This window comes from Rhodococcus sp. UFZ-B548, from assembly GCF_903819475.1.
Lineage (GTDB): Bacteria > Actinomycetota > Actinomycetes > Mycobacteriales > Mycobacteriaceae > Rhodococcus_F > Rhodococcus_F erythropolis.
The window spans coordinates 1-16,620 of the sequence record NZ_CAIJDS010000047.1 but is presented as its reverse complement, the minus strand read 5'-3'; the positions used below and the strand labels follow the sequence as shown (position 1 = coordinate 16,620).

Genomic DNA, 16,620 nt, shown 5'->3' with positions numbered 1-16,620 from the left:
CCAGCGACACCGTTGGGGCAGACTGGTGGGGTGACTTCACGTACTCAGGAACCAGGCTCCGGTGCAGTATTCAAGGGCGGCAATCTGCCGCCGGCCAGCGCGGGACTCACCGAGCGCTCTCACGACCCGGATGCCGGAGGGCATTTCGGCGTCTATGGCGGACGGCATGTGCCGGAAGCTCTCATGGCGGTTATCGAGGAAGTCACTGCGGAGTACGAAAAGGCTCGCGCGGACGACACGTTCTTGAACGAACTCGATCGCTTGCAGCGCGATTACACCGGGCGTCCGTCGCCGATTTTCGAGGCAACGCGAATGAGCGAGTTCGCCGGCGGTGCGCGCATCATTCTCAAGCGTGAAGATCTGAACCACACCGGTTCTCACAAGATCAACAACGTTCTCGGTCAGGTTCTGCTGGCGAAGCGTATGGGCAAGACCCGCATCATCGCCGAGACCGGAGCGGGCCAGCACGGTGTGGCATCGGCCACCGCCTGTGCACTGCTCGGTCTCGAGTGCGTCATCTACATGGGTGCTGTCGACACCGAACGTCAAGCACTGAACGTCGCACGCATGCGCCTGCTCGGCGCGGAGGTCGTTTCGGTCGAGACCGGTTCGCGCACGCTCAAGGACGCGATCAACGAAGCCTTGCGCGACTGGGTTTCCCACGCGGACAACACCTATTACTGCTTCGGTACCGCGGCAGGCCCGCACCCGTTCCCCACCATCGTTCGCGACTTCCAGCGAGTGGTCGGCCTCGAAACACGCGTCCAGGTTCAGGCACTGACCGGCCGCCTGCCCGATGCAGTCACAGCCTGCGTCGGAGGCGGCTCCAACGCAATCGGAATCTTCCACCCGTTCATCGACGATCTGTCGGTACGGCTGGTTGGCTACGAAGCAGCCGGCGACGGTGTCGAAACCGGAAGGCATGCAGCAACGTTCGCCGGCGGTACACCTGGCGCATTCCAGGGTGCCTACTCCTACCTGCTCCAGGACGAAGACGGTCAGACCATCGAATCGCACTCGATCTCTGCTGGTCTGGACTACCCGGGCGTCGGACCCGAGCACGCTTACCTGAGCGATATCGGGCGTGCCACCTACGAACCCGTCACCGACAGCGAAGCGATGGATGCTCTACTGCTGCTCTCGCGCCGCGAAGGCATCATCCCGGCCATCGAATCCGCCCACGCCGTTGCCGGCGCGCTCCGACTGGGCAAGGAACTCGGCGAGGGCGCGATCATCGTCGTCAATCTCTCCGGTCGCGGTGACAAGGACATGGACACCGCCGCAAGCTGGTTCGGTCTCTTCGACGGCGCCTCGAGTCAGGCAACCGCTCCGGCTGATGCAGCAGACCAGAACGACAACACGGAAGGCTCGGACAAGTGAGCGAACGACCATCACGCCTCGCACCCACCTTTGCAGCGTGCAAGGCTGACAAGCGTGCCGCCCTCGTCGGTTACCTGCCTGCCGGTTATCCGACCGTTCCCGAATCGATCGACGTGTTCAAAGCGATGGTCGACGGTGGCTGCGACATCATCGAAGTCGGTGTCGCGTACTCCGATCCGGTCATGGACGGTCCGACCATCCAGCGTGCAGCCGAAACCGCACTCACCAACGGCGTTCGCCTTCGCGACATCTTCACCGTGATCGAGCAGATCAGTTCGGTCGGCGGCAAGGCCGTCGTGATGACCTACTGGAACCCGGTACTGCAGTACGGCGTCGACAAGTTCGCACGAGACCTCGCTTCCGCCGGCGGGCTCGGACTCATCACCCCCAACCTCATTCCGGAAGAAGCAGGCGCCTGGATGGAAGCATCCGAGGAGCACCACCTCGACCGGATCTTCCTTGTCGCCCCGTCCTCGACGGAAGAACGGCTCGCGATGACACTCGACGCGAGTAGTGGATTCATCTACGCGGCCTCGACAATGGGTGTCACCGGCGCTCGCGACGCCGTGTCGTCGATGGCTCCGGAACTGACCGCACGAATCCGCGCGCATTCCGACATTCCCGTCGGCGTCGGATTGGGTGTTCGGTCCGGCGCACAAGCTGCCGAAATCGCGGCATACGCCGATGCCGTCATCGTCGGCTCGGCTCTGGTCTCCGCGGTCGAGAACGGCTTGGGAGCGGTTCGCTCGCTCACCGAAGAACTCGCCGAGGGCGTCCGCTCGGCTACCGTGGCGTCGTGACCTCAACTGTGGACCTACTGGCCTATATCCCCAGCCCGCCCCAAGGCGTCTGGTACGTCGGACCGGTAGCGCTGCGCGCCTACGCGCTCTTCATCATCCTCGGCATCATCGTCGCGATCGTGTGGGGAGATCGTCGTTGGGTCGCCCGCGGCGGCGAGAAGGGGACCGTTCTCGACATCGCGATCTGGGCTGTTCCGTTCGGTCTGATCGGTGGCAGGCTCTATCACGTATTGACCGACTGGCCCGCCTATTTCGGCGAGAACGGTCAGCCTCTCGATGCACTCAAGGTGTGGCAGGGAGGCCTCGGAATCTGGGGAGCTGTGTTCCTCGGCGGCATCGGTGCGTGGATCGGCTGCCGTCGACGCGGCATTCCGGTTTCCGCGCTCGGTGATGCGATTGCGCCCGGAATCCTGCTCGCGCAGGCCATCGGTCGTATCGGCAACTACTTCAACCAGGAGTTGTACGGTCGCGAGACCACCGTCCCATGGGGCCTCGAGATCTTCGAGCGTGTGAACTCCTCAGGCCAGCTCGATCAACTGGCAGGTGTCTCCAACGGAGAAGTCATTCGGGTCGTTCACCCGACGTTCCTCTACGAAGCTGTGTGGAACGTCCTGATCGTGATCCTGCTGGTCCTCGTCGACCGCCGATTCAAGATCGGTCACGGACGCCTGTTTGCTCTGTACGTCGCGGGTTATTGCCTGGGCCGGTTTGTCGTCGAACTGATGCGCGACGATTTCGCATACGAGATCGCCGGCATTCGAGTCAACACATTCACTTCGGGGATCGTGTTCTTCGCCGCACTGGCCTACTTCTTCCTGGCGAAGAAGGGTCGTGAGGATCCGGCTGATTTGAAGTCGAAGGACTACGTCGCTGCGGTAGCTGCCGGCGAAGCAGGAGTCGCGGCGCCAGTTACCGAAACTGATTCGGCGAAGGCCGACGCGAAAGGCGCCGACGCTGAAGATTCTGAATCCGATGCTGCTGAATCCGCTTCCAGTGAGGCAAGCGCCTCCACGGCAGCGTCGGATGAGTCGTCGGACGCGGTGAAGCTGTCGAAGAAAGACAAGCCGTGACAGGTCCCTATTCGCAAGGGGGATTTCCCGAGGATCAGGGACCGGTCTACGGCGCGCCCAATCCGTACGGATATCAGCAGCCACCGCCCGCTCCATCGATGTACGGGTTCGGAGATCCCTATGCGCCGTACGGTCGGCACCCGGTAACGGGGGAACCGTATTCCGACAAGTCGAAAGCCACAGCTGGACTGTTGCAGATCTTGCTGGGCTTCTTCGGAATCTGTGGAGTCGGTCGTCTTTACATCGGGAGCGTCGGCATCGGACTGTGCCAACTGCTCGGCATGTTCTTCGCGCTGTTCATGTCCGCGTTCCTCATCGGAATTCCATTTGCCATCGGAATTTGGATCTGGGCGTTCGTCGACGGCATCGTGATACTTTCGGGCAATGCGCGGGACGGTGTTCGCCGGCCGTTGCGAGGATGAACCGCGAGGATGAACCGCGAAGACAGATGTGTGGGGGACCGGCCACGCGAAGGCCGAACCCTTCTCGTGGCCCGATAACAAAAGCTATTACGTACCGTCGTCGAATCGAAGGAAAGTACGTTGCCTAACTTGAACAAGAATCCGGAACCGTCCGAGTCGGGGGACTCGTCAGGATCGCAGCCGCCGGTTCCACCCCAGTTCGGGTCGCCGTTCGACTACGACGCGACGGCGGATGCGTCGTTGACGGAAACCTCGGCGCCAACGGAGAAGACTCCGTCGACGGAGACCACCGGCACCGGTCCAGGCTGGGACACGTATTCGGGAGTCGGGAACGGCCCGGGCTGGGGAAACCACCCCATCTACCCGCCGCCGACCGGAACCGAATCGACTACAGCGTTCCCCACTGCCGATTCTGATTCCACCCCGAATCAGCCCACGGCGCCGTACACGTCGCAGGAAAGCTACGCCGCCCAGAACTATCCGGCGACCGACTATCCGGCGCCGGACTACTCGAGGCCGACCCAAACCCCGACGGACGGTCCCGTTTACGGTGCGCCGGCAGATCAGACTCCGAATCCCTACGCGGCTCCGCCGCAGGGCTACCCCGCCGCTCCGCCGCAGGGAAGCCAGAATTACGGTCAGCAGCAGGGCTACCCCCAGCCTGGATATTCGCAGCCCGGTTACGGTCAGGCGCAGGGATACCCGCAAGGTCAGGGTTATCCTCAGCCTGGCTTCGGCCTTGTCGACCCGTCCGCACCGTACGGACGTGACCCGATGACCGGCGAACCGTATTCGGACAAGTCGAAGACGACCGCCGGATTGCTGGGCATTCTGCTCGGCGGTTTCGGAGCAGGACGTTTTTACCTCAACCAGCCCGGCATGGCTGTCGCACAGATCGCGGTCACTTGGTTGACGTGTGGAATCGGTGGCATCTGGCCGCTCATCGACGGCATCATGATGTTGACCGGCAGTGTGCGCGATCAGTACAACCGACCTTTGCGTAGCTGATCGAAAACGATGTTCGGAACTGTGGCCCCCTGACGCTCGTCGTCAGGGGGCCACAGTTTTACTCTCGCGACCTGCGGTTATGTGCTGATAAACTAGCGAACGTCGGCTGCATGACCGTGTGGAGGTCGCCGAGTGCCGTTTTCTCGAATACCTGATCCTCGAGGCCTGTACGACCCCGATCAGGAAACCGATTCATGTGGTGTAGCCGTGGTAGCAGACACCTCTGGACGTCACCTGCATTCCATTGTCGACGAGGCGCTCGCGGTCCTGGCCAATCTCACCCATCGTGGCGCAGTCGGGCGCGAGTGCAACAGTGGTGACGGTGCGGGCATCCTTCTTCAGCTGCCGACGGAATTCTTCGACGCGGTGACCGCGTTCGAGCTTCCACCACCCAACGCGATGGGTGAGAACACCTACGCAGCCGGAAACTGCTTTCTCCCGGTGGATCAGGAAGCACGTCGGCGGGCGGTAGTTCGGATACACCGGTACGCAGCGGCAGAAGGACTGCGGATTATCGGGTGGCGGGAGGTCCCAGTCGACCGTGACTGCGTCGGAACCGTTGCCGCGCAGTGCGCTCCGTACATCAGTCAATGTTTTGTGACGTGCGCCGAGCCAAGAGATCGCAGTGTGGGCGGAATTGCCTTGGACCGACGAGTGTTCGCGCTCAGGAGACAAGTCGAGCGGATTCATTCGGCCGATGATGCGGTGTATTTCCCCTCGTTGTCCGCCCGAACCATCGTGTACAAGGGCATGCTCACGCCGACGCAGTTACCCGGTTACTTCACCGACCTATGCGACGCCCGAATGCGAACTGCCTTGGCGGTCGTGCACAGTCGGTACTCCACGAACACTTTTCCGTCGTGGTCACTTGCTCAGCCGTATCGCTGCATCGCTCACAACGGCGAGATCAATACGATTGTGGGAAACAGGAATTGGATGCGCGCTCGCGAGCCGATGTTGCGGAGCGCACTTTTGGGTGGGGACATCGATCGCATGTTTCCGATCTGTACCCCGGGTGGATCCGACTCTTCGTCGTTCGACGAAGTGAACGAGTTTCTGACGCTCGGGGGCCGCAGTGTGCAGCACGCCATCGCGATGATGATTCCCGGTGCCTGGGAGAACGATTCTTCGATGCCAGACGAGATGAGGGCCTTCTACCAATTTCACGCTTGCCTGATGGAACCATGGGACGGTCCGGCGTCCGTGACGTTCAGCGACGGCACTGTTGTCGGGGCGGTGTTGGATCGCAACGGTCTTCGCCCAGGGCGATGGTGGCGGATGAGGAACGGCCGTATCGTGTTGGCGAGTGAGAGCGGTGTGTTCGACGCTCCGACGTCCGAGGTGTTGGAGAAGGGGCGCCTCGAACCGGGTCGAATGTTCCTCGTCGACACCGCTCGCCGTGGCATCGTTTCCGATGCGGAGATCAAATCCGAACTCGCGAGCACAGCCCCCTACAGGGAATGGGTCGACGGGGGATTGGTCGATCTCGAGGAAATCCCCGAGTCGGCACCTGCCCGAGGCGATCCGGCTCCGCTGTTGCACAGGCAGCTGCTCTTCGGATACCAGGCAGAGGACTTGCAGGAAGTTCTCCTTCCAATGGCTCGCACAGGATCGGAGCCGTTGGGATCGATGGGAGTCGACACACCTCTCGCCGTTCTCTCGGATCGGCCGAAGCTGTTGTACGACTACTTCGTCCAGCTCTTTGCTCAGGTGACGAACCCGCCTTTGGACGCGATTCGCGAGAAAGTCGTCACGACGCTTGGTGTCACCCTCGGCGCTGAGCAGAACTTGTTCGAAGCGTCGGCGCTGTCGTGCCGAAGGATTGTTCTCGATAAACCGGTGATCGGACCGGGGAAGATGGCGAAGGTCGCCGAACTATGCGGCGCAAGATCTCCGAGAAGCGCTGTCCTACGGGGAGGTTTCGATCCGAGAGGCAGTCTCGGCGAAGGCGTCGAGAGGCTTCGTGAGTCCGCCCGAACGGCCGCCGCAGCCGGAATCGAGATTCTGGTGATCTCCGACCGTGGATCGGGCCCTGAGCAGGCTCCCATTCCGTCATTGCTCGCAGTATCTGCCGTGCACCACGATCTGGTTCGTCATGGCCTGCGAACCAAGGTTTCCCTCGTCGTCGAGTCGGGTGACGCGCGCGAAGTTCATCACATCGCGCTGCTGATCGGCTACGGTGCGGCGGCTGTCCACCCCTATCTTGCTCTCGAATCGGTAGAAGCACTCAGCGAGCAAGACGAACTTCCCGGGATAGATTCGAAAATGGCATCGGACAACTATCTGAGAGCGGCAAATTCCGGCGTGCTCAAAGTGATGTCGAAGATGGGAATCGCTACGGTTCACTCCTACACGGGCGCACAGGTATTCGAGGCAGTGGGCTTGGGCCGAGAATTGGTCGACGAATACTTCTGCAACACACGGAGTCGGATCGGCGGGATCGGTATCACCGAAGTCGCGCGAGAAGTTCTGATGCGTCACGCGGCCACGTATCGTACGGTGCAGCATCGTCAGTTGAGCAGCAGTGGAGAGTTCCGGTATCGCCGCGGTGGTGAATTGCATGTGTTCACACCCGAGTCCGTGTTCTTCCTTCAGCATGCGACCCGGACGGGGCGAAGTGAGATGTTTCGTCGCTACAGCGATGAAGTCGATCGACTGAGCGCGCAGGGCGGAACACTTCGGGGATTGTTTCGATTTCGGCGTGAGATTCGTCAGCTGATTCCCCTCGATCAGGTCGAACCCGTCGAGATGATTCTCGCTCGATTCAACACCGGTGCGATGAGCTACGGTTCCCTCTCTGCCGAGGCGCACGAGACGATGGCGGTTGCGATGAATGCTCTCGGCGGACGTTCGAACACCGGTGAGGGCGGAGAGTCACCGGAGCGGTTGCGTGACAACAAGCGTCGAAGCGCAGTCAAGCAGGTCGCGAGTGGTCGCTTCGGGGTGACCAGCGATTACCTGGTCAATGCCACTGACATTCAGATCAAGATGGCCCAGGGCGCCAAGCCCGGTGAAGGAGGGCAGCTTCCGGGGTCCAAGGTGTACCCGTGGATCGCGGAAACCCGGTACTCGACACCTGGAGTCGGCCTCATCTCTCCGCCCCCGCACCACGACATCTATTCGATCGAGGATCTCGCCCAATTGATCTACGACCTCACATGCGCAAACGATCGTGCGCGGATACACGTGAAGTTGGTCAGCGCAGTCGGAGTCGGGACAGTTGCGGCAGGTGTGGCCAAAGCGCACGCCGACGTGGTGCTGATCTCCGGTCACGACGGCGGGACGGGCGCGGCGGCACTCTCGTCCATCCACCACGCTGGTACGCCCTGGGAGATCGGGCTGGCCGAAACTCAGCAGACCTTGGTGCTCAACGGGTTACGCGATCGGATCGTCGTCCAGTGTGACGGGGGTCTGCGCACGGCGCGGGACGTCGTCGTCGCCGCGTTGCTGGGGGCGCAGGAGTACGGGTTTTCCACGGCGCCACTCATCGCGGCCGGCTGCGTCATGATGCGGGTATGTCACCTCGACACCTGCCCCGTCGGAGTAGCAACGCAGAATCCCGAACTGCGCGAGCGATTCACCGGCCGGCCGGAGTACGTCGAGAACTTCTTCCGCTTCATCGCCGACGACGTACGACGTTTGTTGGCAGAACTGGGGTTTCGAAGTATCGACGACGCTCTGGGCCACGCAGACGTATTGGAAATGTCTCCGGCGGTGGCGCATTGGAAGAGTCGCACGTTGGACCTCTCACCACTCTTCGACGTTCCGGCCGCGCCGACCGGCGCGGCCTACCCGCCGTGTGTACCTGTTTCGAGCGAACTCGAACGCACCCTGATCGAGTGCGCCGCGAACTCACTCGAGGACGCTCGACCCGTGCATATCGAACTGCCAGTACACAATACGGATCGGGCGGTGGGAACGAGGCTGGGCGCAGAGGTGACCAGACGCTACGGCGCCGTCGGGCTACCTGAAGGCACCATCGACGTCGTGCTCAGTGGAACGGCAGGCCAGTCACTCGGTGCGTTCCTGCCGCCCGGCATCTCGCTGGTCGTCGTCGGCGATGCAAACGATTACGTGGGGAAGGGGCTCTCCGGTGGACGAATCGCGCTTCGGCCGAGTGAGGACGCGCCCTTCGTGGCGGAGGATCAGGTGATTGCCGGCAATACGTTGCTGTACGGCGCTACGAGCGGTGCGCTCTATGCCAGGGGGCGTGTCGGGGAACGATTCGCGGTGCGCAACTCGGGCGCGGTCGCTGTGGTGGAAGGCGTCGGAGACCATGCGTGTGAGTACATGACCGGGGGTCGCGTCGTCATCATCGGTCCAACTGGTAGGAACCTTGCTGCGGGAATGTCCGGCGGAATTGCCTTCGTACTCGACGTGAAGGCAGAGAAGGTCAACGGCGACATGGTCGTTCTGGAACGACCTTCGGCGGAAGACTGCAGTCAGCTGGTCGAACTTCTCGGCGAGCATTTGGCTGCGACCGGCTCGCCGGTGGCGGCAAAACTTCTCGACGACTGGGTTGGCCAGAGTCCGAGATTCACCAAAGTTTTGCCTGTCGACTACCGGAAGGTCGTGGAAGAGAACGAACTGGTGGTGCCGGCTCATGCCTGACGCACGCGGGTTCCTCAACGTGAAACGATCCGGCTCACCGACCAGATCGCCCGATGTGCGTGTCGGGGACTGGGCGTCGGTATACGAGTCGCTGGATCCCGTCGTGCGAAATCGAGACGTATCTGCACAGGCCTCGCGTTGCATGGACTGCGCTGTGCCGTACTGCCATTCGGCCGACGTGGGGTGTCCGCTCGGCAATCTCATTCCGGAATGGAACGACCTGGTTCGGCGTGGACGGTGGTCCGAAGCCTCGGAGAATCTGCATTCCACCAACAATTTCCCCGAGTTCACCGGACATCTGTGCCCCGCACCGTGCGAAACGGCGTGCGTTCTCGCACTCGACGGCGAGCACACGTCGGGGGGTGTCACCATCAAGCGCATCGAACAGGCAATCGTCGACAACGCCTGGGAGTCGGGTTGGTTGGGGCCGCAGGCACCGGTAGTTCACAGCGGAAACCGTGTTGCGGTTGTCGGTTCGGGACCGGCGGGACTGGCCGCGGCTCAACAACTGACACGAGCCGGACACAGTGTCACGGTGTTCGAGCGGAGCGATCGGATCGGGGGACTGCTTCGCTACGGAATTCCGGAATTCAAGTTGCCCAAGGCCCTCATCAACCGGCGGCTGGAACAACTGACCGCCGAGGGGACCAGATTCGTCACCGACTGCGCCGTCGGAGTGAACGTGAGCGCGCACGACCTCTCGACGGAATTCGAGGCGGTAGTCCTGGCGGTCGGGGCTGACCGTGCCAGAGACACAGACGTACCGGGTCGTAGTCTTCGCGGAATCCATCGTGCGATGACGTACCTGCGTGCGGCCAACCACGAATGCGAGGGTGACGGAGCCTCGAGCATCTCGGCGCGAGGTAAGAACGTCGTGATCATCGGTGGCGGCGACACGGCCGCCGACTGCCTCGGCACGGTGCATCGCCAAGGCGCCCTCTCGGTGACGGAATTGGATTACCACGTCCCACCTCCGGCACGCCGCGATCGAGATCGCGACCCATGGCCGTTGTGGCCGCGGGTCCTACGCAGCTCGCCGGCAGACGAGGAGGGCAGTGACAAACGATTCCGATGGGCGGCGCAGGAATTTCTCGACGACGGTGGGGGTGCGGTCCGCGCAATCCGGATGGTTCCGGTAGCCGTGTCACGAGCGAAGGACGGACAACGGACCCTGGTGGAGACCGGCGACGCGACGGATCTGGTGTGCGAGATGGTCCTGCTCGCTCTGGGTTTCGACGGCGTCGAAACCGCCCCACTGCTCACCGACCTTGATGTCGGCACCGATCCACTCGGCAGAATCGAGTGTGATGTCGGGTGGCAGACCCGGACACCCGGCGTATTCGTCTGCGGCGACGCGCATCGCGGCGCGTCGCTGGTCGTGTGGGCGATTGCCGAGGGACGGTCGGCCGCACGTGCCGTCGACGTGTTTCTCACAGGCGAGTCGGCGCTTCCGGCTCCGGTTCATCCAAAGGCATTTCCGCTGTTCGTGAGCTGACCAACTGAATCGAGTAAGTACAGAAAGTGCAGGTCGCAAATGCCGGATAGAAGTGCGGTGGGGTAGCGACTAGGCTCGAGCCGTGAACCGACGGACAAAAATTGTATGCACACTTGGACCTGCGACAGCTTCTGGCGACCGCATCCGTGAGCTCGTGGAGAGCGGCATGGACGTGGCGCGCCTCAACTTCAGCCACGGCGAGCATGCCGATCACGAAGAAAACTACATTCGCGTCCGCGCCGCGTCGGACGCCACCGGAAAGGCCGTCGGTGTTCTCGCCGACCTTCAGGGGCCCAAGATTCGCCTCGGCCGATTCAAGGACGAGCGGACCACCTGGGCCAACGGTGAAGAGGTTCGTATCACCGTCGACGACGTCGAGGGAACGCACGATCGCGTCGGGACCACGTACAAGGAATTGGCGCGCGACGCCAAGGCCGGCGATCGACTGCTGGTCGACGACGGAAAGGTCGGCCTGGTCGTCACGTCCATCGACGGCAACGACGTCGTCTGTCGGGTCACCGAAGGCGGTCCGGTCAGCAACAACAAGGGCCTCTCACTGCCCGGTATGAACGTCTCCGTTCCAGCCCTGTCGGGCAAGGACATCGCCGACCTCGAGTTCGCTCTCAAGCTGGGTGTCGACTTCATTGCACTCTCCTTCGTTCGCTCACCGGCGGACGTCGAATTGGTTCACGCCATCATGGATCGAGTCGGGCGCCGCGTTCCCGTCATCGCGAAGCTCGAGAAGCCCGAGGCCATCGACAATCTCGAAGCCATCGTGCTCGCGTTCGACGCCGTCATGGTCGCCCGCGGTGACCTCGGTGTCGAGTTGCCGCTCGAGCAGGTCCCGCTCGTTCAGAAGCGCGCAATCCAGATTGCTCGTGAGAACGCGAAGCCGGTCATCGTCGCGACGCAGATGCTCGAGTCGATGATCGAGAACTCACGTCCCACTCGCGCAGAGGCATCCGATGTCGCCAACGCCGTTCTCGACGGCGCCGACGCAGTCATGCTCTCGGGCGAGACTTCGGTGGGCAAGTACGTCATGGAAACCGTTCGCACCATGGCCCGCATCGTCGAGGCCGTCGAGAACGAATCAACCCGTGTCCCACCGTTGACCCATGTCCCGCGCACCAAGCGCGGAGTCATCTCGTACGCAGCACGCGACATCGGCGAACGTCTCGACGCCAAGGCCTTGGTTGCGTTCACTCAGTCCGGTGACACGGTGCGTCGACTGGCTCGTCTGCACACGCCGCTGCCGTTGCTCGCCTTCACACCGCTGCCCGCGGTGCGCAGTCAGCTGACGCTGACGTGGGGAACCGAGACGTTCCTGGTCGATGCGGTGGCCACCACCGACGAGATGGTGCGTCAGGTGGACAGTGCGTTGCTCTCCCTCGGGCGGTACGTCAAGGGCGACCTCGTGGTCATCGTTGCCGGATCCCCTCCGGGAACTGTCGGTTCCACCAACCTCATTCACGTCCACCGTATCGGCGAAGAGGACCACTGAGTGACCCACGCGAACGCGTCCACCGACCTCGGTACTCTTCTCGGTCTGTTGGATCTGGAGCAGATCGGTGACGACGCGTTCCGTGGATACCACCCGAAACAGGTAGGTTCGCGGACGTTCGGCGGCCAATTGGTGTCTCAGGCACTGATGGCCGCCGGACGGACTGTCGATGGTGATCGCCCCATCCATGCCGTGAACGCCCATTTCATTCGGGGCGGAGATGTGAAGGCGCCTATCGAGTACCGGGTGGAGCGTCATCGTGACGGGAGGGCATTCGCCAACCGTCAGGTGACTGCCTATCAGGGTGAGAACGAATTGTTCGTGATGCTCGCGGCGTTCCAGGACTCCGGCAAGGGGCTCGACCATGCTGTCGAGATCCCGGATGTTCCACTTCCGGAGTCGTTGCCTCCCATCGGCGATCATCTGTTGGGGTACGAGGAAAAACTGCCGCATTTCAGTGCGGCGCTCAAGCCGATCGACATGCGGTACGCCAACGATCCGGCGTGGATCCTCAAGGGCACCGGCGAGAAACTCAACCACAATCGGGTGTGGATGCGCCCCGACGGTGATCTGCCGGACGATTCGCTCATTCACGCTGCGACGCTGGCATATTCGTCCGACACCACCGTGCTCGATTCGATTCTGACCACTCATGGTTTGTCCTGGGGTCATGATCGTATCGTCGCGGCGACGGTCAATCATTCGATCTGGTTCCATCGCCCGTTCCGGTTCACCGACTGGGTTCTGTACGCCACCGAATCGCCGGTCGCCGCAGGTTCGCGCGGTCTGGCAACCGGACGGTACTTCTCGGTGGAAGGACTGCTGTTGGCGACGGTGGTCCAAGAAGGAATGATCAGGCATTTCCCGCGTAAAGGGGAATGAGATGCGGGCCCGAGACTGAACTCGGGCCCAGAATCAAGCAGACTTGCGATATTGCGGTGAGAGTTCGTCGGCGCGGTCCCACGGAGACCAGTCGACTTCGCGTCCATCGAGTTGGGCCGCAACAACTTCCAAGCCCGCGTGCCAGCCGGCAGCGTGGGCGTACGCGGACTCTTCGTCTTCCATCGTGTGGGTGAGGGTCAGCCAGCAGCCGCCGGTGCCGTCCGGTGCCAGTTCCCAATGCAGAGTATCTGCGTCCCAGAGGAATTCGAGAATTCGGTGCGGGTGGACGCTGATGACCGTCCCGCGCGTCACGTGATCTGCGGGCAGTCCGAATCGCTCGACTTGTTCCGGGGTCACCTTGAACAGCAGATCCGCGCCTGGAGTGAGATTGAAATCGACGTCCGCCGGGAACCAGGCGTCGAGGTACTCGCGTTCCGTTATCACTTTCCAGACCTTGTCCGGTGCGTGCGGAATTGCCAGTTGGAAGCTCAGTGACACCCGACCGTCATAGGTAAGGTTTATCTTGCCGTTGTCCATCGGTGCCTCCAATGCTTGGTGCCCGTGCGGTTGCCCCCATCGTGCCATCTAATTGCTTAGGATGGAATAACTGCAGGTCAGATCGTTACCTATTGATAGGTTATGTCGATTTGTCTCGTTTTGAGAGCGGCGTTCCGGATGCGTTTCGTGGCAGTGAGACAAACGCGCGGTACGCTGACCACGCACGACTGGCGCGGGTGGGAATTACCACCGGGGAGTGCACATCGCGAGGCATCGACCGCCTGGGTGCTTCACACATCTTGTGTGAAGGGGGATTCATGTCTACCGAAAATCTGCCTACCGAAAATCTGCCCAGCCAGAACGTGGCCGCTCGAATAATCAACGGACGCGCAATTGCCGATGCTGCGCTCGCCGACCTGTCAGTGCGCACCAGGCAGTTTCGTGATGAGACGGGGCACGTTCCTTGCCTGGCCGCCGTCATCGTGGGAGCGGACCCGGCCTCGAAGGCGTATGTACAGATGAAGGCCAAACGATCTGTCGCCGTCGGAATGACGTCGCGGACGGTCGAACTCCCGGTGAGTACAACCACCGAAGAACTAGTCGACGTGCTGAGAGCGCTGTCGGCGGACCCTTCGATCGACGGCATACTGCTGCAGCACCCGGTGCCAGGCCACATCGACGAACGGGCTGCGTTCGATGCCATCTCGGCCGACAAGGACGTTGACGGCGTTACCTCGGCAGCGTTCGCGGCAATGGCGTTGACCGGTGGGGGATTCGAATCATGTACACCGAGTGGCATCCTGCGCCTGCTCGACGCCACAGGCGTCGAACTCTCCGGGAAGCATGCTGTCGTGGTCGGCCGAAGCCCGATACTCGGATTGCCGATGGGAATGCTCCTCCTGCGTCGAGGCGCAACGGTGACGTACTGCCATTCGCGAACCGTCGACCTGGCCGCCCACGTCGCCTCGGCAGACGTCGTCATCGCGGCCGTCGGTGTTCCGGAACTGATCAAAGGGGCGTGGATCAAGCCTGGGGCAGTGGTGATCGATGCGGGGTACAACGAGGGCAACGTCGGAGACGTGGAGTACGCCGCTGCGCTCCCACATGCCGGTGCGATCACACCAGTGCCGGGTGGCGTCGGCCCCATGACGGTTGCCGTCCTGCTGGAACAAACACTGGCAGCAGCAGTTCGAGCAGCGGAAGTTCGGGCATGGAGTGAGAATCATGACAGTCGTGTTGGACCGGACCCAGCAATCGCCTCGGATCGATTGTGAGACCTCGGTTTCGAGACGGAGTATTCATCCGCCCCTCGATAACCGAATTACCGCGTCGAGCACCGCTGCGCTGGAATGGCTGAGCTGAGCGCGCAATTGGGTATTCGACAGTCAGCTGTCTGCCGTGGGGATGTCGATCATCAACTGGGACGGTGAATCGGATGTCGATACGGTGTATGCCGGACGGATGTCGACCGTGCCGACAAACGACTGCAGGATCGCACTGTTCCTGGCCGCACTGTCTATGCGCGTGATGTTTTCGCCCTCGTGAGATACGGAGTTGAGCGACGAATCCGATTGGACTCCCATCAGGTCGACTTGAAGTATCGATCGACTTCCGACGTCCACGACTGTGCTGTCACCCGCTCGGATTGCTTCGCTGACATATTCGGTTTTCCAGAACACTGATCCATTTCCGTCGAATCGGTAGGTGATTCGGGTGAAACCATCGTGATCGGTCACGTCGATCTCGGTCACGTCGACGCGCGGATTCGGTGAAGGGATCTCCGTGTCGTTCGGGAACGGAGCAAGCGTGGAGATCTCGGTTGGTGGGGCATCGATCGGGGGAGTGCCGACCTGAAGGGTGCCTGCCTGTGTTGCAGCATCGAGGACGGTCTGGGTGGAAGATTCGCCGGCAGTGTTGGATTCGCCGGCAGTGTCGGATTGGTCGTCAGTCTGACACCCGGGGAGCAGCGCGAAAACAGATATGGCTCCGAGCAGAGCAATCAGGCGACGACCGTTCATGGATCGAATCTAACTGCGGTCGATCTGGGGTACAGCCGAATGCCGAAACCTTGCGGTACGGCCAACTGCGGCAGGTGGTGCCCTCGGTGAGACTCGAAATAAAAATCGACCACCGAGGGTCCAGCGGCGATGGAGCCGTACCGGCCGCCACCTGCAAATTTACCAATTATCTAGTGACACGACTTGATGCTCACTGAGGGCGGAATGTGTCCAAACCGTGTCCACATAGCGCCCCCGATTGTTCAGTACACCTGTGCAATTCCCCACTCGGCTAAATCTTCGCCGTCGTAGGCGGCTTTGACATTCGCTGCGGTCATGAATGCGTTGGAGTCAGGAGCCAGGTCCTCAAGTAATTTGTCGAGCTCTAGTTCGTTGGCACCTTCTGACAGCGATTTTCGAATTTTGTGCCAGTGTCTCGCGAAAGGCGTCCTGCCGTCTTTCTCGGACGTCATGTGCCAGAGCATTCGGTAGGCGCGAACGTCGGGTGTGAGCTGAAAGTCTGGGAAGAGCGAATTCATATTGCGCGGGATTCGCCATGAATGTCGGCGAGGGGATAGACGCGCGCGGCGACCTGTTGGGGTTGCGGTCCCGCGAACGGTCAAGGACCTACGGTCAGCTGCGTGCTTGGTCCCCTTCACCAATGCCCAAAGGGGATATATCACGGTGACACTGGCTCCCGGCTCCAGTCGTGCCGAATTCTTGTCGTGCCCCTCGTGTGCTTGAACGGGTATTCCAGCAATGCTTCGTCTCCAAAGTTTCCACCAGGTCATTCGTCCGAGGTCAAGCGAAACGTCCTCTACTGAGACCGCAACGCGGCCGATGTTCGTGACCTGGATTAGCGCCAGTTCCACTCCGAATTGGCTAATTCCGCCATCGAAGAGGGTTGAGTCCAGCAGAGTGGTGTACGACCACTCGTCCTGAAACTGTGGGCGTGT

Annotated in this window: 13 protein-coding genes; 10 read left to right on the top strand and 3 right to left on the bottom strand. The window is 61.6% G+C overall.

Going from position 1 to position 16,620, the window contains the following annotated elements:
* Window positions 1–30: 30 nt before the first annotated feature.
* From trpB to H7C86_RS28685, 9 genes are all read left to right on the top strand, one after another.
* Window positions 31–1,380 carry a tryptophan synthase subunit beta gene (trpB, locus tag H7C86_RS28725; protein WP_019748657.1) on the top strand — a complete coding sequence of 450 codons (1,350 nt, stop codon included), beginning with the start codon at window positions 31–33 and terminating at the stop codon, window positions 1,378–1,380.
* Window positions 1,377–2,180 carry a tryptophan synthase subunit alpha gene (trpA, locus tag H7C86_RS28720; protein ID WP_003944010.1) on the top strand — a complete coding sequence of 268 codons (804 nt, stop codon included), beginning with the start codon at window positions 1,377–1,379 and terminating at the stop codon, window positions 2,178–2,180. The genes trpB and trpA overlap by 4 nt, the downstream gene beginning before the upstream one ends.
* Window positions 2,177–3,250 (top strand): prolipoprotein diacylglyceryl transferase, encoded by a 1,074-nt coding sequence (gene lgt, locus H7C86_RS28715; protein WP_019748656.1) that lies wholly within the window; start codon window positions 2,177–2,179, stop codon window positions 3,248–3,250. The genes trpA and lgt overlap by 4 nt, the downstream gene beginning before the upstream one ends.
* Window positions 3,247–3,672, top strand: coding sequence for a TM2 domain-containing protein (locus H7C86_RS28710; protein WP_021334016.1), 426 nt, complete (start codon window positions 3,247–3,249; stop codon window positions 3,670–3,672). Before lgt ends, H7C86_RS28710 begins: the two co-directional genes overlap by 4 nt.
* Window positions 3,673–3,801: 129 nt before the next feature.
* A complete protein-coding gene (locus tag H7C86_RS28705) occupies window positions 3,802–4,680 on the top strand; it encodes a TM2 domain-containing protein (RefSeq protein WP_030245814.1) in 879 nt (292 codons plus the stop codon).
* A gap of 132 nt (window positions 4,681–4,812) precedes the next feature.
* Window positions 4,813–9,291, top strand: a complete 4,479-nt coding sequence (gene gltB / locus H7C86_RS28700) for a glutamate synthase large subunit (protein WP_182262712.1) — start codon at window positions 4,813–4,815, stop codon at window positions 9,289–9,291.
* Complete coding sequence (locus H7C86_RS28695) at window positions 9,284–10,786, top strand: glutamate synthase subunit beta (RefSeq protein ID WP_153212168.1); 1,503 nt, start codon at window positions 9,284–9,286, stop codon at window positions 10,784–10,786. The genes gltB and H7C86_RS28695 overlap by 8 nt, the downstream gene beginning before the upstream one ends.
* A gap of 82 nt (window positions 10,787–10,868) precedes the next feature.
* A complete protein-coding gene (gene pyk / locus H7C86_RS28690; RefSeq protein ID WP_003944038.1) occupies window positions 10,869–12,287 on the top strand; it encodes a pyruvate kinase in 1,419 nt (472 codons plus the stop codon).
* Window positions 12,288–13,169 carry an acyl-CoA thioesterase II gene (locus H7C86_RS28685; protein WP_182262711.1) on the top strand — a complete coding sequence of 294 codons (882 nt, stop codon included), beginning with the start codon at window positions 12,288–12,290 and terminating at the stop codon, window positions 13,167–13,169.
* Between the two features lie 33 nt (window positions 13,170–13,202).
* On the opposite strand, the gene H7C86_RS28680 is transcribed toward H7C86_RS28685, so the two are convergent.
* Window positions 13,203–13,706: an SRPBCC domain-containing protein gene (locus H7C86_RS28680; RefSeq protein ID WP_003944006.1), complete on the bottom strand. Its 504-nt coding sequence runs from the start codon at window positions 13,704–13,706 to the stop codon at window positions 13,203–13,205.
* Between the two features lie 278 nt (window positions 13,707–13,984).
* Between H7C86_RS28680 and H7C86_RS28675 the strand changes: the two genes are divergently transcribed.
* Window positions 13,985–14,941 carry a bifunctional 5,10-methylenetetrahydrofolate dehydrogenase/5,10-methenyltetrahydrofolate cyclohydrolase gene (locus H7C86_RS28675; RefSeq protein WP_182262710.1) on the top strand — a complete coding sequence of 319 codons (957 nt, stop codon included), beginning with the start codon at window positions 13,985–13,987 and terminating at the stop codon, window positions 14,939–14,941.
* 111 nt (window positions 14,942–15,052) lie between these two features.
* On the opposite strand, the gene H7C86_RS28670 is transcribed toward H7C86_RS28675, so the two are convergent.
* A complete protein-coding gene (locus H7C86_RS28670) occupies window positions 15,053–15,685 on the bottom strand; it encodes a hypothetical protein (RefSeq protein ID WP_070386815.1) in 633 nt (210 codons plus the stop codon).
* Between the two features lie 242 nt (window positions 15,686–15,927).
* Window positions 15,928–16,137, bottom strand: a complete 210-nt coding sequence (locus tag H7C86_RS28665) for a hypothetical protein (RefSeq protein ID WP_156511741.1) — start codon at window positions 16,135–16,137, stop codon at window positions 15,928–15,930.
* Between the last annotated feature and the right edge of the window lie 483 nt (window positions 16,138–16,620).

What these genes read in the sequence shown, in the direction of transcription:
- H7C86_RS28670 (WP_070386815.1), bottom strand. Translation starts at nt 15,685, where the DNA reads ATGAACGGTCGTCGCCTGATTGCTCTGCTCGGAGCCATATCTGTTTTC.
- H7C86_RS28675 (WP_182262710.1), top strand. Translation starts at nt 13,985, where the DNA reads ATGTCTACCGAAAATCTGCCTACCGAAAATCTGCCCAGCCAGAACGTG.
- H7C86_RS28680 (WP_003944006.1), bottom strand. Translation starts at nt 13,706, where the DNA reads ATGGACAACGGCAAGATAAACCTTACCTATGACGGTCGGGTGTCACTG.
- H7C86_RS28665 (WP_156511741.1), bottom strand. Translation starts at nt 16,137, where the DNA reads ATGACGTCCGAGAAAGACGGCAGGACGCCTTTCGCGAGACACTGGCAC.
- H7C86_RS28695 (WP_153212168.1), top strand. Translation starts at nt 9,284, where the DNA reads ATGCCTGACGCACGCGGGTTCCTCAACGTGAAACGATCCGGCTCACCG.